At 64.3% G+C, this 18370-nt stretch carries 15 protein-coding genes; 8 read left to right on the top strand and 7 right to left on the bottom strand.

Annotated elements, in window-relative coordinates; translation table 11 throughout:
* Positions 1-299: 299 nt before the first annotated feature.
* The 4 genes from AC629_RS25775 to AC629_RS25755 all read left to right on the top strand — a co-directional run bounded on the left by AC629_RS25775 (position 300) and on the right by AC629_RS25755 (position 5342).
* On the top strand, positions 300-1496 hold the full coding sequence (locus tag AC629_RS25775) for an acetyl-CoA C-acyltransferase (protein WP_084807734.1): 1197 nt from the start codon (positions 300-302) through the stop codon (positions 1494-1496).
* 114 nt (positions 1497-1610) lie between these two features.
* Entirely contained in the window at positions 1611-2906 is a 1296-nt protein-coding gene (locus AC629_RS25770) for an MFS transporter (protein WP_084807733.1), read from the top strand.
* Between the two features lie 360 nt (positions 2907-3266).
* On the top strand, positions 3267-4742 hold the full coding sequence (locus tag AC629_RS25765; RefSeq protein ID WP_084807732.1) for an FAD-binding oxidoreductase: 1476 nt from the start codon (positions 3267-3269) through the stop codon (positions 4740-4742).
* 324 nt (positions 4743-5066) lie between these two features.
* Positions 5067-5342, top strand: a complete 276-nt coding sequence (locus AC629_RS25755; RefSeq protein ID WP_084807730.1) for a DUF3303 domain-containing protein — start codon at positions 5067-5069, stop codon at positions 5340-5342.
* A 475-nt stretch (positions 5343-5817) separates the two neighbouring features.
* Here AC629_RS25755 and AC629_RS25750 read toward each other — a convergent pair whose 3' ends face one another.
* Together AC629_RS25750 and AC629_RS25745 are read right to left on the bottom strand one after the other, a co-directional pair.
* Entirely contained in the window at positions 5818-7377 is a 1560-nt protein-coding gene (locus tag AC629_RS25750) for an acyl-CoA carboxylase subunit beta (RefSeq protein WP_084807729.1), read from the bottom strand.
* The gene (locus tag AC629_RS25745) at positions 7307-8281 is read right to left on the bottom strand and encodes an IclR family transcriptional regulator (protein ID WP_084807728.1); all 975 of its coding nucleotides are present in this window, start codon (positions 8279-8281) and stop codon (positions 7307-7309) included. Before AC629_RS25745 ends, AC629_RS25750 begins: the two co-directional genes overlap by 71 nt.
* Positions 8282-8375: 94 nt before the next feature.
* On the opposite strand from AC629_RS25745, the gene AC629_RS25740 reads away from it, so the two are divergent.
* The 4 genes from AC629_RS25740 to glsA all read left to right on the top strand — a co-directional run bounded on the left by AC629_RS25740 (position 8376) and on the right by glsA (position 13964).
* On the top strand, positions 8376-8597 hold the full coding sequence (locus AC629_RS25740; protein WP_084807727.1) for an acyl-CoA carboxylase biotin carboxyl carrier protein subunit: 222 nt from the start codon (positions 8376-8378) through the stop codon (positions 8595-8597).
* A 118-nt stretch (positions 8598-8715) separates the two neighbouring features.
* Positions 8716-9882, top strand: coding sequence for a TAXI family TRAP transporter solute-binding subunit (locus AC629_RS25735; RefSeq protein ID WP_084807726.1), 1167 nt, complete (start codon positions 8716-8718; stop codon positions 9880-9882).
* 137 nt (positions 9883-10019) lie between these two features.
* Positions 10020-12095: a TRAP transporter permease gene (locus AC629_RS25730; protein ID WP_084807725.1), complete on the top strand. Its 2076-nt coding sequence runs from the start codon at positions 10020-10022 to the stop codon at positions 12093-12095.
* Between the two features lie 21 nt (positions 12096-12116).
* Positions 12117-13964: a glutaminase A gene (gene glsA / locus AC629_RS25725; protein WP_084807724.1), complete on the top strand. Its 1848-nt coding sequence runs from the start codon at positions 12117-12119 to the stop codon at positions 13962-13964.
* Positions 13965-14029: 65 nt separating this feature from the next.
* On the opposite strand, the gene AC629_RS25720 is transcribed toward glsA, so the two are convergent.
* The 5 genes from AC629_RS25720 to AC629_RS25700 form a co-directional block, all read right to left on the bottom strand.
* A complete protein-coding gene (locus tag AC629_RS25720) occupies positions 14030-14332 on the bottom strand; it encodes a nucleoside triphosphate pyrophosphohydrolase family protein (protein WP_084807723.1) in 303 nt (100 codons plus the stop codon).
* A gap of 24 nt (positions 14333-14356) precedes the next feature.
* Positions 14357-14884 (bottom strand): carboxymuconolactone decarboxylase family protein, encoded by a 528-nt coding sequence (locus tag AC629_RS25715; RefSeq protein ID WP_084807722.1) that lies wholly within the window; start codon positions 14882-14884, stop codon positions 14357-14359.
* Positions 14885-15456: 572 nt separating this feature from the next.
* Complete coding sequence (locus tag AC629_RS25710; RefSeq protein ID WP_084807721.1) at positions 15457-15816, bottom strand: Zn-ribbon domain-containing OB-fold protein; 360 nt, start codon at positions 15814-15816, stop codon at positions 15457-15459.
* Entirely contained in the window at positions 15813-16949 is a 1137-nt protein-coding gene (locus AC629_RS25705) for a thiolase family protein (RefSeq protein WP_084807720.1), read from the bottom strand. Before AC629_RS25705 ends, AC629_RS25710 begins: the two co-directional genes overlap by 4 nt.
* A 171-nt stretch (positions 16950-17120) precedes the next feature.
* Positions 17121-18320: a CaiB/BaiF CoA transferase family protein gene (locus AC629_RS25700; RefSeq protein WP_084807719.1), complete on the bottom strand. Its 1200-nt coding sequence runs from the start codon at positions 18318-18320 to the stop codon at positions 17121-17123.
* Positions 18321-18370: the final 50 nt, after the last annotated feature.

Below are 18370 nucleotides of genomic sequence, written 5' to 3'. Positions count from 1 at the left end.
CTTCTTCGCCAGCTGGCAGGTCGCATCGATCGACTTGACCAATGGCCAACCTGTCAGTGATGTGTCCGAACAGGTGTCAGCGATGTCTCCGGGCTAAACACTTCGCGGGCGATGACAGCGTCAGGTGGAAGAGTCACCGCGCTCACAGTCACGGCCTGCAGTAGCCGCCCTCCTCCGATCGAACGAGCAAATCTCATCCGAACCACGACAATTTCTCATGCCGGGCGCGGTTGCATTTTTTGCGCCGCATCATATGATGATCATAATCTTACACACTCGTCATCGCAGGGAGTTTTTTTATGGCCGAAGCTGCAGATCCCGTCGTCATCGTCTCCGCCGCCCGCACCCCGCTCGGGCGCTTCATGGGCGAGCTGTCTCCGCTCTCCGCGCACAAGCTCGGATCCCACGTGATCGGCGCCGCGCTGGAGCGCGCCAAGCTCGCGCCTGAGAAGGTCGACGAGGTCTTCATGGGCTGCGTGCTGCCGGCCGGCCAGGGCCAGGCACCGGCGCGGCAGGCCGCGCGTGGAGCCGGACTGCCCGACGCCACCGGCGCGACCACCGTGAACAAGGTCTGCGGCTCCGGCATGAAGGCGACCATGCTGGCGCACGACATCATCCGCGCCGGGTCGGCCGAGATCGTCGTCTCCGGCGGCATGGAGAGCATGAGCAACGCGCCCTATCTCCTGGCCAAGGCACGCGGCGGCTATCGCGCCGGTCACGACCGCATCATCGACCACATGATGATGGACGGGCTGGAGGACGCCTACGAGACCGGCCGCTCCATGGGCGATTTCGGCGAAGCCACGGCCGAAGCCTACCAGTTCACGCGCAAGGACCAGGACGCCTACGCGATGGAGACCTTGAGCCGCGCGCGCAAGGCGGTCGAGGGCGGCGCCTTCAAGGCCGAGATCGCGCCGATCACGCTCACCGAGAAGGCCGGCCCGCGCATCATCGCCAACGACGAGCATCCGCTGAAGGTCGATCCGGCCAAGATCCCCGGCCTGAAGCCGGCGTTCCGCGCCAACGGCACCATCACGCCGGCCGCCTCCTCCGCCAATGCCGACGGCGCCGCCGCGCTCGTGCTGACGAAGCGCTCGCTCGCCGATCGCAACGGCCTGCCGGCAATCGCAGAGATCAAGGGCCACGCCACCCACAGCCAGGAACCGCAATGGTTCACGACCGCGCCGATCCCGGCAATCCGCAAGCTGCTCGACAAGGTCGGCTGGAGTGCCGGTGACGTCGACCTGTTCGAGATCAATGAAGCCTTCGCCGTGGTGGCGATGGCGGCGCAGCATGATCTCGGCATTCCCCGCGAGAAGCTGAACATCAACGGCGGCGCCTGCGCGCTCGGCCATCCCATCGGCGCCACCGGTGCGCGGCTGGTCGTGACGCTGCTGCATGCACTTGAGGCACAAAACCTCAAGCGCGGCGTTGCGGCACTCTGCATCGGCGGCGGTGAAGCCACGGCGATCGCCGTGGAGCGCTTGGCGCGCTGATCGCCGCAATGTCCTAAATTGAGGGAAGTCTGTCATTTCAGACTTCCCTTCGCTGTGCCAGACTCCAACGATGACGCGGGTCCCTCAAAGCCCGCTAACCAACATTGAGGCCCAATGATCTCGAACTGGCTCGCGGCAACTCTCAGCCGCCGCAATATCCACTACGGCTGGGTGATGGTCGGCGTGACCTTCCTCGCCGCGCTGATCAGCGCCGGTACGGTCGGCGCGCCGGGCGTGTTCATCGTTCCCCTGCAAAAGGAGTTCGGCTGGAGCACGGCGCAGATCTCGTCCGCGCTGTCGATCCGCTTCATCCTGTTCGGGCTGATGGCGCCGTTCGCTGCCGCCCTCCTCAACCGCTACGGCCTGCGCAACGTCACGCTGGCAGCACAGCTCATCGTCGTCTCGGCGCTGGTGGCTTCGCTCGGCATGACCGAGGTCTGGCAGCTCGTGCTGCTGTGGGGCGTGGTCATCGGCATCGGCACCGGCATGACCGCGCTGGTGCTGGGCGCAACGATCGCCACGCGCTGGTTCGCCGCGCGGCGCGGCCTCGTCGTCGGCATCCTGACCGCAAGCGTCGCCACCGGCCAGCTCGTGTTCCTGCCGCTGCTGGCGAGCCTCACCGACCGCTACGGCTGGCGGCTCGCGCTCGGCTTCGTCTGCATTATGCTCGGCGTCTCCGCGCTGGCCGTCCTCCTCGCCATGCGCGACCGGCCGAGCGATGTGGGCCTGCGCCCGTTCGGCGATGAAGGCACCGAGCCCCTGCCCGCGCCGCCCGTGAGCCACGGTTCGATCACGGCAGTTGCGCTCGGCACGCTGCGCGACGCCTCGCAGTCGCGCGCGTTCTGGATCCTGTTTGCGACCTTCTTCGTCTGCGGCGCCTCGACCAACGGCCTCGTCCAGGTGCACCTGATCCCGATGTGCCTCGATTTCGGCATCCCGCAGGTGCAGGCCGCGAGCCTGCTCGCGGCCATGGGCATCTTTGATTTCTTCGGCACCATCATGTCGGGCTGGCTGTCGGACCGCTACGACAATCGCTGGCTGCTGTTCTGGTATTACGGGCTGCGCGGGCTATCGCTGATCTTCCTCCCCTTCAGCGACTTCTCCTTCTACGGCCTGTCGATTTTCGCGATGTTCTATGGGCTCGACTGGATCGCCACGGTGCCGCCCACCGTACGGCTCACCGCGCAAAAATTCGGACCCGAGCGCGCCAACCTGGTGTTCGGCTGGATCTTTGCCGGCCATCAGCTCGGCGCCGGCACCGCCGCATTCGGCGCCGGTTTGTCGCGGACAGTCTACCAGAGTTACCTGCCAGCGTTCTTCATCGCCGGCGCGCTCTGCGTGTTCGCCTCGCTGATCGTGCTCGCGCTCTCGCGGCAGCCGAAGCCGAAACCGCAAGCAGCGATGGCGTAACCCGACGCCCTACTGGGCCGGCGCGAGCCGGCTCAGTATCTGATCGTGGTGGTGCCCCGAACACCGCGGCATCGCCCTCAGGGCGATATGCTTGTAGTGATTGCCGGGAATGGCGCACTCCAGCGGCCGCGATCATCGCGCTTTCGCGAACCAGCGACGAAGCGGGCCACGGTCAGCTGCAGCAGCGGTGACGACAGCGCCGTTCGCGCGCCCCCCTCGGTGATGAGCCTCGCCGGACGAGTTCTTCTCCGGCTTCCCGGTTCGACAGATATTGCCGTTAGACTCCACGGCACAAACGTGGACAATGGCTGAAGCGCTCCACACGCTCAGTACACACCAAGATGTGCCCGGGGGAAACAAATGCCGGCTGCCGTACCGTCGTCCGAGCCCACCATCCCGACCGTTCCGTTGACCGCCCAAATGCTCGATTCATTGCGCGCGATCGTGGGCGACAAGGGCCTTATCGAGGACGAGCACGACAAGCAGCCGTTCGTGATTGATTGGCGTGGATTGCTGGTTGGGCGTGCTGGCGCCGTTGTTCGTCCCGCCAGCACCGAGGAAGTCTCCAAGGTGGTCAGGCTCTGCCATGAACACGGTGTCGCGATCGTGCCGCAGGGTGGAAACACCGGTCTGATGGGTGGGGCGACGCCCTGGCCTGCGCATACGGGCATAGTGTTGTCGCTCGGCCGCATGAACCGCGTTCTGGACGTCGATGCCGTTGGATACGTGATGACGGTCGAGGCCGGCTGCGTTCTGCAGACCCTTCAGGAGACTGCGGCCAATCACGACAGGTTTCTGCCCCTCAGCCTTGGCGCCCAGGGCTCATGCATGATCGGTGGCAATTTGTCGACAAATGCCGGCGGCGTGCAGGTGCTCCGCTACGGCAATGCCCGCAATCTCGTCCTGGGGCTTGAGGTCGTGTTGCCCAACGGCGACGTCTGGGATGGATTGCGTGCGCTCAAGAAGGACAACACGGGCTACGACCTCAAGCACCTCTTCATGGGCGCCGAAGGTACGCTGGGCATCATCACGAAGGCGGTCCTCAAGCTGTGGCCGGCGCCCAAGGACGTCTGCACATCGTGGCTGGCGATCCGGGATCCACGCGCGGCCCTGGAGATCCTGTCCGATGCGCATGCTGCGTCCGAGGACAATGTCGGCTCGTGCGAGCTGATGAGCCGTGCCGCCATCGACATGGTGCTCCGCCATATTCCCGGCACCCAGGATCCGCTCAAGGCGGACACGCCATGGTACCTCCTGCTTGAATGGTCGTCCGCGCGGGCACGCCAGGACGGGACGGCGGGCATGTCCGAGAAGATGGCACCGTTCCTCGCCGATCAACTCGAGGCCGGCCGCGTACTTGATGCGGTGATCGCTCACACCGGAAATCAATCGCGCAACATGTGGCGCATCCGGGAAGCCGTCGCCGAGGCCTCCCGCGCCGAGGGCCCGGGGATCAGCTACGACGTGTCGGTAGCCATCTCCAGGATTCCGGAGTTCATCGACAAGGGGACCAAGGCCGTTCTCGACATTCTCCCGACCATCCGCCCCTATCCATTGGGACACATCGGCGACGGCAATCTGCATTTTTCGTTCATGGGGCCCAACGGCATGGATCAGCAGACGCTGACCCAATACACGGCCGCCATCACGCGCGCCGTGAACGATCTCATCACCTCCATGGGCGGCTCGATCTCGGCGGAGCACGGCATCGGCATGGACAAGCTCGACGAGCTCAGCCACTACCGATCGAAGACCGAGCTCGACATCATGCGAACCATCAAACGGGCGCTCGATCCGCAAAACATCATGAATCCCGGCAAGGTGCTGCGGCTCTGATGCGATGACGGCTTCGCCACCTTGTCCTCGGCCGCGTCAATGTCGGCGCGGTCGCAGAACACGGTTCTTCTGGCGCCGGCGACACACGACCAAGTCCGCTGCGGCGGCCACATCACCAGAGCCATTTCCGTTCCGATGGAATCGGAACGGGGCTCTAGCTTCTTGTTTTGATGCGTCTTCTTTACGCGAACCGGTATCCACTTCGCTCGAAAACGCTCTTACGCACCGCTTCATTCGCCGTTGTTATTCGACACGCCGGCGCTATTGTTCGCAGGCGGCACAGCCGCGGCATTCATCCAATAATTCACGTTATGGGAGAATAGCATGAAATTCATTACAACCTGGAGTGTACCTCAAGGCACGTTCAATGCAGCCGTCGCCCGTTTTCTGGAAACCGGCGGAGCACCACCCGAAGGCGTCAAAATGCTGGGCCGCTGGCATGGCATGAACGGACAGGGATTTGCGATCTCTGAATCGAGCGATCCAAAGGCGATGTATCGCTGGCTCGCACAGTGGTCCGACCTGCTCCCGTTGAGTGTCACACCCTGCCTGGAGGACGGCGACGCGGGCGAAGTGATGGCGTCGCTGCCCAAACGCTAATCGTCAATCCTCATGTCACTGCCGCCGAAGACCGGCGGCAGTGGTATGCACAGCAGGTTCAAAACGCCTATCGGGCGGAAGGCATGGCCGTTCCTGTGCGGCGGCTTACAGCTACTGTGATTGTGGGTATTTCGATAGGGTCGTCAGTGAGCGCCCGGCTCCTTCTAGCGCTCAGGTGGTGGGCGCGGAATCTCCCATCGCTCGAGGCGATCAATTGATGCCTCCCGTTCGTGCTGGCCCAGCCAAATCGTAAAGAGAACCAGCGCGCCGGCGAGAGCACCGATGCCGAAATACAGGTTCCTCATGCCTCTTGAATGCGGAGCGCCGGAAATGGTTCCATGAACCGCGACTTTCGCCGCGCCGCTCCACGTAGAACGAAGCGACGAAGCAATCGAGACTGACTCCGCGGTAAAGTCTCGATTGTTTCGCGGAGCCGTCATCGGGCCACGCTTCGCGTGCGCCCAATGACCGCAACCTACGGCCTGATCGTCATGTTCTCAGGCGGTCCCGGCTTTCGCAACGGCTCCGCGAGCCTTGCGAACTCGCACAGCAGCGACCTTGTCTTCCTGGGATCGATGATCTCCTCGACCCAGAACTTTTCGGCCGAGCGGAACGGCGAGCGCAGCTTGTTGAGCCGCTCCTCGATCTCCCTCAGCTTCGCCGCCTTGTCCTCGGCCGCGTCGATGTCGGCGCGGTAGGCGGCTTCGATGCCGCCTTCGAGCGGCAGCGAGCCCCAATAGGCTGACGGCCAGGCGTAGCGGATCGAGAAGCGGTCGGCGGGCTGATGCACGACGCCCGCAACACCAAAGGCGTTGCGCAGGATCACGGTGCACCAGGGCACGGTGGTCTGGTTCACCGCGGCCATGGCGCGAACGCCGTGGCGGATGGTTGCAGCCTTCTCGGCATCGAGGCCGATCATGAAGCCGGGGCAGTCCATGAGATAGACGATCGGCAGATGGAAGGTTTCCGCGAAGTCGACCCAGCGCACCACCTTCTGGCACGCATCCGCCGTCCATGAGCCGCCGTAGTGGTAGCTGTCGCTGGCGAGCAGCAGCACCGCCCTGCCCTCGAGCCGCGCAAGGCCCACGATGATCGGTTTGCCGAAATTGCTGGCGACCTCGAAGAACGAGCCCTTGTCGACAACTGCGTCGATGATGGGCCGCATCTTGTAGACTTGCTTGCGCTTGCGCGGCACCGCATTCATCAGCGCCTCTTCGGTGCGCTCCGGATTGTCGGTGCAGGGCAAGGTCGGCGGCAGCTCATAGACCGACGACGGCAGATAGGACAGGAACCGCCGCGCGCAGGCAAACGCCTCCTCCTCGGTCTCGACAGCGTGATCGATCGCACCGGCGCGGGTCTGGATATCAGCGCCGCCGAGCTCCTCCTTCGTGAGGTCCTGTCCGAGAGCCTTCACCACCGGCGGCCCCGCGACGAACATCGCGGAGGACTTCGTCATGATGGAATAGTGGCTGGCAGCAAGGCGCGCGGCGCCGAGACCCGCAACCGAGCCGAGGCCGAGCGCGACCACGGGGACGCGCGACAAATTCTCGATCGTGAAGCGGTACGAGCGCGTGCCGCCGATGCCACCCGGCAGGTTCGCCGCGCCCTTGGTCTCGATGGTCTTGACCGAGCCGCCGCCGCCGGAGCCTTCGATGATGCGGACGATGGGCAGACGGAAATCATGCGCCATCTCCTCCGCCATCAATGGCTTTGCCGAGATCGACGCATCGGCCGAGCCGCCGCGCACGGTGAAGTCGTCGCCGACGACGACCACGGTGCGGCCGTCGACGCGCGCACGGCCGAACACGCAGTTCGCCGGCGTAACGTTCTTCAGCTCGCCCTTCGGATCGTATTCACCGATGCCGGAGACGGCACCGATCTCGTGAAAGCTGCCCCTGTCGATCAGCTTGTCGATACGTTCCCGAACAGTCAGTCGGCCCTGGTCATGCTGACGCTTGACCTTGTCAACGCCGCCCATCTCCCGCGCGAAGGCTTCGCGCCGGGCGAGCTCGTCGAGTTCCGGCTTCCAGTTCATTCATTCCCTCCGAATTGATCGGCTTGTTATTGTTATGCACGGCCATTGCGACCGGTCTGCGCGAGATACGGTTGTTAAAGACGTCGCCCTCCGCGCCCTCGAGCAGGCTGCCGACCGAGCGGCCGAGCGCGACCATCAGCGGCGCGACTTCGGCATGCAGACGCTGCTCGTCATACATCGCGGACAGAAGACCGATCGTGACGACCACGAAGGTCTGGTACTGCGGCGACCAGATCGGCACCGCGAGCCCGTTGATGTGCGGACTCCACAGACCGCAGGCCACGACATAGCCGCGCTCGCGCAGCGACTGCCGGTTGGCCTCGATGCGGGGCCTCAGGATCTTGGCAGCCTCGGGGGCTTCCCGTTCCATGTCCGCAATGAAGGCATCGCCGACCTCCGGCGCCAGTGCCGCGGTGTAGGCCGCGCCCGCAGCGGTCGATGCCATCGAGATGCGGCTGCCGGTGCCCTCGTGCAGGCCGAGCGCAGCCGCCGAGCGGGCAAACTGGAGATAGACGAGATGGAAGCGATCGGGAACGACGAAGCCGACTGTGCCCGGCAACTGCTCGGCGACTTCCTGGAGCCGCTGCCGGATCATGCTGCGCAGCTGCGCGCCCTTCATCATCGAAGCGCTCATCGCCACAGCGCTCGGGCCGATACGGTACTTCTGGTCGCGCGGCAAATAAACGAGCTGCCCCATGCGCGTCAGCGTGTGCGTGAGTCGCGACACCGTCGAGCGTGGCAGGCCGCAGCGATTTGAAATCTCGAGATTGCCGAGCCGGGCCTCGTGCCCTTCGAAGCATCGCAACACGTCGAACGCGCGCGAGACCACCTGGATGACATCACCCTCACCGGCATCGCCAGCGAGCACGCCTTGCCTACTCAACCGCTCCGATCGTCGTCCCATGTTCCCTACCGTTTGTTCCGCTCTGCGGAATTAAATTCCACTTGCAGACGACGCTACCTCAGGCATTTTGCAACGACAACAAAAAGGCGATGGCATGCCAGAAATTAAGATCGTCACGGAGATCGCGGGGCGCATCTGCGCAACTCCCGTGCAAGTTGGAGGAACCGTCGCTGACTGCGATGACGTTGTGGTGGTCGAGGCGATGAAGATGGAGATACCTGTGCCCTCGCCCGCGAGCGGCACGATCACATCGCTTCTGGTCAAGCTCGACGATGTCGTTGCCGAGGGACAGGCCATCGCGATCGTTGCAAGTTAAGCGAATTGTCGGCGCACTCCGCGACAATATGTCAGCCTGACCCTTTCAATACCGATGACATGATCCTCTCAAGCACGAAACTGTTCGCGGCAAAAAGCGAGGACGATGGGAGGGATACATGTTCCGTGGGCTGATCATGCTCGCGCCTGCCTTGGTTGCGGGCATTTCTTTTGCGTCTACACGCTACGCATTCGCCGATGACAGCAAGCTGCCGGCGACATTGACCTTCACTGCCTATGACACCGGCACCGCCGGCTTCAACATCGCCGTCGGCGTCGGCAAGATGATGAAGGACAAATACGGCACCGACGTACGCGTGCTGCCGGCCGGCAACGACGTTGCGCGTCTCGCGCCGCTGCGCGCAAAGCGCGCGGCCTCGTCGGCGATGGGATCGGGCGTCTATTTCGCGCAGGAAGGCGTGTTCGAATTCGGCAGCAAGGAATGGGGCCCGCAGCCGCTCCAGATCCTGCTTTCGAGCGTCGACTGCAATTGCGGCTCGCTTGGCGTGGCCGCCGACGCAGGCGTGAAGGACCTGAAGGATCTCAGAGGCAAGCGAGTCGGATTCGTCGTGGGCTCGCCCGCGCTCAACCAGAACTCGCTCGCGGTGCTCGCCTTCGCGGGGCTGACGCAGAAGGACGTCAAGGTCGTCGAGTTCGCAAGCTACGGCGCGCTGTGGAAGGGCCTGATCAACAACGACACCGATGCCGCCTTCGGCACCACCATCACCGGTCCTGCCAAGGAGGCCGAGACCTCGCCGCGCGGCCTGATCTGGCCGCCGCTGCCCGCGAACGACAAGGAAGGCTGGGCACGGATGCAGAAGGTCGGCTCGTTCTTCTTCCCGCAGCTTGCGACCTGCGGCGCCGGCATCTCGCGGGACAAGCCGGTCGAGCTTGGCAATTACCCTTACCCGATCTTCGTCGCCTACGCCTCGCAAGCACCCGATCAGGTCTATGCGATGACCAAGGCGATGATCGCAAACTACGACGCCTACAAGGACTCCGCGCCCGGTGCCGGCGGCCTCGCCGCCGACCGCCAGACCAAGAACTGGGTCGTGCCGGTGCATCCTGGTGCGGTGAAGGCGCTCAAGGAGGCCGCGCAATGGAGCGACGCGCAGGACGCTCACAACAATAAGCTGTTCAAGCGGCAGGAGGTGCTCGCAGCGGCGTGGGCCGACTACGGCAAGTCCAATCCGCCGTCGGATGACAAGGCGTTCGTCGACGGCTGGATGAAGGTGCGCGCCGCCGCGCTCGCCAAGGCCGACATGCCGAACGGGTTCGAGGACTAGAGCCATTTCCGTTCGATGGAATCGGAACTGGGCTCTAGATTCTTGTTTTGACGCGTTTTCTTTACGCGAACCGGTATCCACTTCGCTCGAAAACGCTCTGGTCCACAGCGGTTAGCAGCCCAAGCGCGGGGTCGATCATGTCGTCTGCTTCAGTTTCCACCGGCCCGCAGGACGAAGCCAAGCGGGTCGTGTTCGACGACCCGCACGGCGCCGCCGGCAACATGCAGGAAGCCGAGGTCACGCGCGTCCGCAGCTTGCGCGGCGGCTGGCGCTGGACGCTGGTGGCCGCGACCGCGGCGACGATCCTTCTCTGCATCAACCAGCAATTCTCGTTGCGGTTCTTGATCGGCTACACCCAGCTCAACACAGAGTATTTCTATCTCCTGATCGCCTTGATGCTGCCCTTCACCTTCCTGATCTTCCCGGGCACGGAGCGCGCGCCGCTCGACCGCATTCCCTGGTACGACCTCGTCTTCTTCGTCGTGACGTTCGTGGCCGCACTGCTCTTGATGTCGAACGTGCGCAAGGCGGCGGAGGCCGGCTGGGAATTCGGCGGCGCGCCGAACACCGTGATCGCCGCGGGCCTCGTGATGTGGGCGATGCTGATGGAGGCGCTGCGCCGCACCGGCGGATGGAGCCTGCTGCTGAGCGTCTTCCCCTTCACCGTCTATCCGCTGTTCGCGGAATCCGGCTGGCTCGGGCCGTTCCGCGGCACGCAGTCGACGCTGGAACAGGCGACCGCCTATCACGTCCTGTCGGGCGAGAGCTTGCTCGGCATCCCCATTCAGGCATTTGCCGACACCGTGATCGGCTTCCTCGTGTTCGGCACCGCGCTGATGATGACTGGGGCCGGCAAGTTCTTCATCAACCTCGCCTTCGCGCTGTGCGGTACGTTCCGCGGCGGCGCGGCGAAGGTTTGCATCTTTGCCAGCGGCCTGCTCGGCATGATGTCGGGCTCGATCATCTCCAACGTGCTCACCGCCGGCACCATGACCATCCCGGTGATGAAGAAGAGCGGCTTTCGCGCGTCCTATGCCGGTGCGATCGAGGCCTGTGCCTCGACCGGCGCGGTGCTGGCGCCGCCCGTCATGGGCGCGACCGCCTTCGTGATCGCGCAGTTCCTCAATGTCAGCTACGCCGACGTCGCGGTCGCCGCGATCATTCCGGCCGCGCTCTACTACATCGGCCTGTTCATGCAGGTCGACTCCTATGCCGCGCGCCACGGGCTGAAGGGCATCCCGCGCGCCGAGCTGCCGCGGATTGTGGATACGCTCAGGGACGGCTGGTACTACGTCTTCGTCATCGCGCTCCTCATCGTGATGCTGCTGTACTTCAAGCGCGAGAGCCATGCGCCGTTCTACGCCACTGCGCTGCTGCTGGTTCTCAACCAGTTCTTCTCCAAGGACACGCGCTGGACGCTGGCAACGATCGGCAAATTCCTGGAGGTCAACGGACGCACCTTCGTCGAGCTCGTCGGCATTCTCGCCGGCTGCGGCCTCCTGATCGGGGCATTCTCGATGACCGGCGTGGTGTCGAGCCTCGCCAACGATCTGTTGCACATTGCCGGCGACAATCCGTTCCTGCTGCTCGGCATGTGCGCCCTCACCAGCCTCATTCTTGGCCTCGGGCTGACGACGACGGCCTGTTACATCTTCCTCGCCATCCTGGTGGCGCCCGCGCTGGAGAAGCTCGGGCTCAACAAGATGGCGGTGCATATGTTCATCTTCTACTGGGGCATGCTGTCCTCGATCACGCCGCCGGTCGCGATCGCCTCCTTCGCCGCCGCCGGCATCGCCGGTTCGCCGGCGATGAAGACCGGTTGGGAATCGATGTGGGTGGGCAGCATCATCTATTTCATCCCGTTCTTCTTCGTGCTCAATCCGGCGCTGGTGCTGCAGGGGCCGAGCCCCTATCTCGCCGGCCTCGGCCTGATGGCGCTCGCCGCGTTCGGCACGCTGTTCATCTGCGGCGGCATCCAGGGCTACCAGGCCTTCGTCGGCGACCTCCGCGGCAGCGGCGCGCTGGAATGGCCAATCCGCGTACTGCTGGTGATCGGCGGTTTCGTCGTCGCGACGCCCGGCGGCGGCATCATGCCGCTGTCGCAGATGCAGGTGACGCTGCTCGGCCTTGCGATCCTCATCCCCACCGTTTTGATCGCCCTGCTAATGGTCCGGCGGCAGGCCACGGTGCCGGACGGGTTGCGCGCACCCTGATTGCGTTGCACAAGAGAGGCGATGAAACCGCTCTCGCCTCTCGCTACCGCCTGGACCCGCTCGAAACCTCCTTTGCTGCGGTTTCTGGAAAATTGCCTCAATGAATTCTCGGCTGAGACCTCCGGCAATGTGGCCGACTACATCCCCGAGCTGGGCAAGGCCGACCCTGCCCATTTTGGCATCAGCCTGGCGACCCTGGACGGCCATGTCTACGAGGTCGGCGACAGCCGGGTGCCCTTCACCATCCAGTCGATGTCAAAACCCTTCGTGTTCGCGCTGGCGCTGGACCTGCTCGGCGCCGCGCGGGTCGAGAGCGCGATCGGCGTCGAGCCCTCGGGCGACCCCTTCAACTCGATCCGGCTCAATTCCGACAACCATCCGTTCAACCCGATGGTCAATGCCGGCGCGATCGCCTGCACCGGGCTGATTTACGAGAGCAAGGGCGCTGAGGCCTTCGCGCAGATCCGCCTCGCGCTCAGCCGCTTTGCCGGACGCGAGCTCGATGTGGACGAGGCCGTCTACAATTCGGAAAGCCAGACCGGTGACCGCAACCGCGCCATCGGCTATCTCTTGAAAACCAATGCGGTGATCTCGGACAACGTCGCTGGTGTCCTCGACGTCTATTTCCGGCAGTGCGCCGTGCTGGTCACCGCGCGCGACATCGCGGTGATGGCGGCAACGCTCGCTAATCGCGGCGTCAATCCTGTCACGGGCGAGCAGGTGCTGACGCCCTACGCGATCTCGCGCACGCTGTCGGTGATGACGTCGTCGGGCATGTACGACTATGCCGGCGAATGGATCTACCGGATCGGTATCCCCGCCAAGAGCGGCGTCGGCGGCGGCATTCTCGCCGCCCTGCCCGCCCGCCTCGGGCTCGGCAGTTATTCGCCGAAGCTCGACAAGCACGGCAACAGCGTGCGCGGCATCAAGGTCTGCGAGGCGCTGTCCTCACATTACGACCTGCACATGCTCAACCGCAGCGACGATGCGCGCAACGCTGTCATCGCCGACTACGACATCGGCAAGAGCCCGTCGCGGCGCGTGCGCCGCCCGCAAGAGCGCGAGATCCTGGCGGCCCACGATCAGGAAGTGCGGGTGATCGAGTTGGTCGGCACACTGTCGCTGTCGGCCGTCGACTACGTGACCCGCCGGCTCGCGGGGCAGCCGCGGCCGCAGTTGGTGATTTTCGACCTGCACCGGGTCACCTCCACCACGCGCGCCGGCGCGCGCCTTGTGGCCGAGGCCTTCGAGGAGCTCGCCGCGCTGAACGTTACGGTGGTGCTGTCAGGCGTCAGGCGCGCGTCCAAGGAATGGAATACGCTGCGGGAATGGACCGCCGAGTTGAAGAACGTCCGCGACTTCTACCTGCTCGACACCGCGATCGAATGGGCTGAAGACCAGATCGTCTATCGCTATGGCGGCTCGATCGACTTTCATGAGACAACGGAGCTCGCCGAACAGCCGCTGCTTACAGGCTTCACTGAAGAGGAGCTGACAGATCTCGCCTCGATCTGCACAATCCGCACCTATCACTCCGGCGCTAAGATCCTCACCACCGGCGCGGCAGCCGATTCCCTGTTCTTCCTGCGCAGCGGCGCGGTGCATGTCACGCTGCCCGACGGCGTGCGGCTGGCGACGCTCACCGCCGGCATGGCGTTCGGCGAGATGGCGTTGCTGGAGCCGACGCGCTCGGCTGACGTCTTCGCGGACATGGCGGCGACCGCGTTCGAAGTCCCGCTGAAGGATTTCGAGCGCTTCCGCAAGCAGCACCCGCGCGCCAGCGAGCGCGTCATGCGCAACCTCGCGCAGTTGCTGGCCGATCGCCTGATCGTCGCCAACGCCAAGGTGGATATCCTGACGTCGACCTGAGAACGGCCGCAGTCTTTACCTCTCCCGTAGGGAGAGGTAAACGCGCCCTCAGCTCGTATCTTGCTTTACCGGCTGGCAGCCTCGCCCAGCCGCCGGCTGATCTTGGCAGCGCTTGCCTTGAGCAATTCGGATGGTTTCTGGCCGGTCGCCGCGCACAGGCAGGCCCAGTAATAGATGACGTCGCCGAGCTCATCGACGAGACCCGCCCGATCGAGCCAATCATCGCGCAGCAACTTCTTGATGTGGTCGGCGACCTCGCCGGATTCGCCGGCGAGGCCGAGCCCCAGATAGGACAGCCGCTCGTTGGACGGACGCTCATCGACTTTCGCAACGCCAGCGGCCCAGGCCGCGTATTCATCGATCGTCATCAGCATCCCTCGCCGCTTTTTGGGTCAGGCCACCACTTCCGTGACCGGCTGGAGATCGATCTCGAAGGTCTCCAGAAATTTCGAGGTCATGATGTAGAAGCCGACCGAGAGTTGCAGTTCGACCAGAGCGGCCGGCGTCAGCTTCGATGCGATTGCCTTGAAGGTCGCATCCGTCGGCTTCTTCAGCTTCACGATCTCGTCGGTGAAGGCGAGCGCGGCGCGCTGCACCTCATTGAAGCACGTCGCGGCCTGCCAGTTCGCAAGCGCCTCGTTCTGCTCGTCAGTGACGCCGACATTCTTGCCGATGCGCTTGTGCGCGATGATCTCGTACGGCGCTTCGCACAAAATGCCGGTGCGCGTGATCGCTAGCTCGCGCACGACCGGATCGAGCTCGCCCTTGTGGCGAATGGCGCCGCCGAGGCGGCAGTACTGCTCGAAATAGCTCGGCGAGTGCGCCATCATGCGGAAGATGTTGGCGTTGCGGTTCTTGTCGAGGATTTCGCGCGTGCGGTCCGACGCCTTGGACGGGTCACTGTAGTCAATACGGGCCATGATTTACCTGACGATCTTCCTTGGGCTCTTAAGCTTATTGTCATTGCCGGGCTCAGTTCGCCAAAATTCTATGCGCGTAGGAACGCGGGAGCAACATCATCGAGTCAAATTGCCGCCGCATTGCTGATCGACGTTGGTACAGTCGATATTCGCCGCGTGGGGACAAATCGCGGTGAATACTCGAAGTGGGGTGTTCCGAGTAAAAACGATTGGCCGTCGGGTGCGCAGCGCGCGCAACGATGAGTCACGCCCAAGTCTAGGGAGAAAAAGGCATGAAGGAAGCCACCAAGGGGGCGGCCTCGGGAGCGCTTGCGCACATGCTGGCGGTGACAGCGATGCTCGTCATCGCCAGCATATTGTTCTACGGGCGTTAGTTCCGCGTTTTCGTCATTCCGGGGTGGCTCTCGCACAAGCCAGGCCCAGAATCCCGTTTCTAGGCTCGGTCCTCTGGACCGCCCCCGAATGACGAAGCCCGTAAGAGCCCCGTTCCGATCAAACCGGAACGGGGCTCTAAATTTTAGTTCTACGCGTTTTCTTTACGCGAACCGGCATCCACTTCGCTCGCAAACGCTCTAGGTTTCCTTCGTGAAGAACGGCACCAGCTTGCCGGCAAACGGCTTGAATCTCGCATTCACCGCATCGCCGATGGCAAGACCGGTCTCGCCATGCGCCATCATGCGAAAACCCTCGGCGCAATCGACCAGCAGGATATTGTAAGGGACATGCGCGCGCGTCTCGGGCGTGGCGGCGCGGCAGACCAGCGAGGTCGCGTAGACCCTGCCCTTGCCGCTGGCGCGCTGCTCGCGCGGGCCGGACGCGCCGCAGTCCGCGCAGAAGGCGCGATGGAAATATTGCACGTGGCCGCATGCGCGGCAGGTCTGGTAGGTGATGGCCTCTTCGTCCTTGGTCCAGTCCGCAAGACGCTCGCTCATCGCACCCGCTCCAGGAACATGCTCACGTGGGACGACAGCACGCCGCCGTCGCCATGCAACAGCGCAATCGAGGCGTCCCGCACCTGGCGACTAGCTGCCCGTCCCGTCATCTGGAAATGCGCCTCGACCAAATGCGCCATGGCGCCGCCGACCCCGCAATGGCCATAGCTGAGGAGGCCGCCATGGGTGTTGAGCGGCATCGCGCCGTCGCGGCCAAAATGGCCGGCGCGCACGCGGGCGGCCGCTTCGCCCCGTCCGGCCAGGCCGAGGTCTTCCAGCAGCATGGCAAGCGTGATGGTGAAGCTGTCGTAGATCGCGGCGTAGCGCACGTCGGAGATCGCAAGGCCTGTGGCTTCCTTGGCACGCGCGATGGAAATCTCGGCACCGAGCTCGCTTAAGCCGGGCGCGGCCGTGACATGCTGATGGGTGTGGGCCTGCGCGCAGCCGCGGATGCGCACGCCGGCCTCCCCGGTTCGCTCGCGGCTGATGACGAAGGCCGCACCGCCATCGGAGACTGGACAGCAATCGAGCAGTTTCAGCGGCATCGCCACCGGCTTCGAGGCCATGACGTCGGCGACAGTGATGGGATCGTGGAATTGCGCGCCGGGATGGGTGCAGGCGTGCGCGCGCATCAGCACCGCGAATTCGGCGAGGTCTTCTTCGGTCACGCCGTATTCGTGCATGTAGCGGGTGGCGACGAGGCCGTAATAGGCGGGAATGGTCGGCCCTAACGGCACCTCGTACTCGGAATGGCCGACCTGCGCCAATGCCTGGATCGATGCGTCGCGGCTCTGCCCGGTAAGACGATTCTCGCCGGCAACCACGAGCACGTTGCGCGCGACGCCCGATACGACGATGTGATGGGCGAGCATCGTCATGGCAAGCCCGGTGGCGCCGCCGACCTGCACGGCATGGGCGTAACTCGGGCGAATACCGAAATGCTCGGCGAACACGGTGGCCAGCATGATGTGCGGCGAGACGGTGGAATAACCGCAAAGGATGCCGTCGATATCGGCGCGCTTCAGCCCGGCATCGTCGAGCGCGAGCTGGGCAGCCTGGCTCATCAGGTCGAGCGAGGACGAGCCTTCATGCTTGCCGTAGGGCGTGAGGCCGACGCCGGTGATGAAGCTCATGGTGTCACCTTGCTGTCGTCATTCCGGGGCCCGCCCTCTTTGGGCGCGAGCTCTGATGCGCAATTGCACATCTGAGAATCCATACTCACGATGGTGGTTATGGATTCCGGGCTCGCGACGTTGTCGCGCCCCGGAATGACGGATGAGAGGGTCGTTTTCATCGCTGCTCCCCTACTCCGGCGGCGAACGCGTGACGCCGTCGCTGACCATGGCCGCAATCTCGTCGGCAGAGTAGCCGATCTCGCGCAGGATCTCCTCGCCGTTCTCGTTGAGCCGCGGCGCCAGCCGGATAGGTTCCGCTTCCGTCTCCGACCAGCTCGCCGTCACCTTCATGCTGCGGATCGGGCCCTCCGTCGGATGGTTCACGACCGGAAAGAAGCCGGTCGCCTCCAGATGCTCGTCGTGGAGGATCGACGCGAGGTCGTGCATCGGCATGACCGGCACGTCGGCCCTGGTCAGCCGGTCGATCCACTCGGCCGTGGTACGCGTCTCGAAGATGCGCGCGAGCTCGGCATAGACGACGTCGATATTGGCGGCGCGGCCGGCGAAGTTCGCGAATTTGGGATCGGCGCGCAGGTCGTCGCGCCCCGTGGCCTTGAAGAAGTTCTCCCACTGCTTGTCGTTGTAGACGATGACGCTGAGATAGCCGTCCGACGTCTTGTAGGGCCTGCGGTCGCGCGAGAGATGGCGGGCATAGCCGCCCTTGTCGAGCGGCGGCTCATAGGTGAGCCCGCCCATGTGATCGCCCATGACGAAGCCGGCCATGGTCTCGAACATCGGGATGTCGACGCGCTGGCCGCGTCCGGTGCGGTCGCGGTGCACGAGGCTCGCGCAGATCGCGCCGACGGCAGTGAGGCCAACGATACGGTCGACCAGCGCATTCGGCACATAGCGCGGCACGCCGTCGCCGGTCTGCGCCATCAGTGCCGGCAGCGCGGTGGCGCCCTGGATCAGGTCGTCATAGGCGGGCTTCGCCGCATAGGGTCCGTCCTGGCCGAAGCCGAATACGCCGGCATAGACGAGGCGCGGGTTGATTTCGGAAACGACATCATAGCCCAGCTGGAGCCGCGCCATCGCTTGCGGGCGGACATTGTAGACGAGAACGTCGGCGTCCTTCAGAAGCCGCAGCACGGCCTCACGGCCCGCGGGCTTCTTCAGATCGAGGCAGATCGAGCGCTTGCTGCGGTTGGTGTTGAGGAACACCGGGCCCATGCCCGCATGGCGCATCGGGCCGATCAGACGGGTAACGTCGCCGTCGAGCGATTCCACCTTGATGACGTCGGCACCGTAGTCGCCGAGCATCTGGGTCGCATAAGGCCCCATCAGCACGGTGGTCATGTCGACGACCTTGATGCCCTTCAGCGGCCCCATTCGTTCGCTCCCGATTGCGCGGACTCAAGGCGCGGCCCGCGATTTCGGTG

Source organism: Bradyrhizobium sp. NAS80.1 (assembly GCF_001908205.1).
In the GTDB taxonomy this organism is placed as follows: Bacteria; Pseudomonadota; Alphaproteobacteria; order Rhizobiales; family Xanthobacteraceae; genus Bradyrhizobium.
Note: the sequence above shows the minus strand (reverse complement) of the source record. Positions and strands in the feature narration are given on the sequence as shown.

What these genes read in the sequence shown, in the direction of transcription:
- AC629_RS25770 (WP_084807733.1), top strand. Translation starts at nt 1,611, where the DNA reads ATGATCTCGAACTGGCTCGCGGCAACTCTCAGCCGCCGCAATATCCAC.
- AC629_RS25735 (WP_084807726.1), top strand. Translation starts at nt 8,716, where the DNA reads ATGTTCCGTGGGCTGATCATGCTCGCGCCTGCCTTGGTTGCGGGCATT.
- AC629_RS25710 (WP_084807721.1), bottom strand. Translation starts at nt 15,816, where the DNA reads ATGAGCGAGCGTCTTGCGGACTGGACCAAGGACGAAGAGGCCATCACC.
- AC629_RS25755 (WP_084807730.1), top strand. Translation starts at nt 5,067, where the DNA reads ATGAAATTCATTACAACCTGGAGTGTACCTCAAGGCACGTTCAATGCA.
- AC629_RS25775 (WP_084807734.1), top strand. Translation starts at nt 300, where the DNA reads ATGGCCGAAGCTGCAGATCCCGTCGTCATCGTCTCCGCCGCCCGCACC.
- AC629_RS25720 (WP_084807723.1), bottom strand. Translation starts at nt 14,332, where the DNA reads ATGACGATCGATGAATACGCGGCCTGGGCCGCTGGCGTTGCGAAAGTC.
- AC629_RS25745 (WP_084807728.1), bottom strand. Translation starts at nt 8,281, where the DNA reads ATGGGACGACGATCGGAGCGGTTGAGTAGGCAAGGCGTGCTCGCTGGC.
- glsA (WP_084807724.1), top strand. Translation starts at nt 12,117, where the DNA reads ATGAAACCGCTCTCGCCTCTCGCTACCGCCTGGACCCGCTCGAAACCT.
- AC629_RS25750 (WP_084807729.1), bottom strand. Translation starts at nt 7,377, where the DNA reads ATGAACTGGAAGCCGGAACTCGACGAGCTCGCCCGGCGCGAAGCCTTC.
- AC629_RS25765 (WP_084807732.1), top strand. Translation starts at nt 3,267, where the DNA reads ATGCCGGCTGCCGTACCGTCGTCCGAGCCCACCATCCCGACCGTTCCG.
- AC629_RS25715 (WP_084807722.1), bottom strand. Translation starts at nt 14,884, where the DNA reads ATGGCCCGTATTGACTACAGTGACCCGTCCAAGGCGTCGGACCGCACG.
- AC629_RS25700 (WP_084807719.1), bottom strand. Translation starts at nt 18,320, where the DNA reads ATGGGGCCGCTGAAGGGCATCAAGGTCGTCGACATGACCACCGTGCTG.
- AC629_RS25705 (WP_084807720.1), bottom strand. Translation starts at nt 16,949, where the DNA reads ATGAGCTTCATCACCGGCGTCGGCCTCACGCCCTACGGCAAGCATGAA.
- AC629_RS25730 (WP_084807725.1), top strand. Translation starts at nt 10,020, where the DNA reads ATGTCGTCTGCTTCAGTTTCCACCGGCCCGCAGGACGAAGCCAAGCGG.
- AC629_RS25740 (WP_084807727.1), top strand. Translation starts at nt 8,376, where the DNA reads ATGCCAGAAATTAAGATCGTCACGGAGATCGCGGGGCGCATCTGCGCA.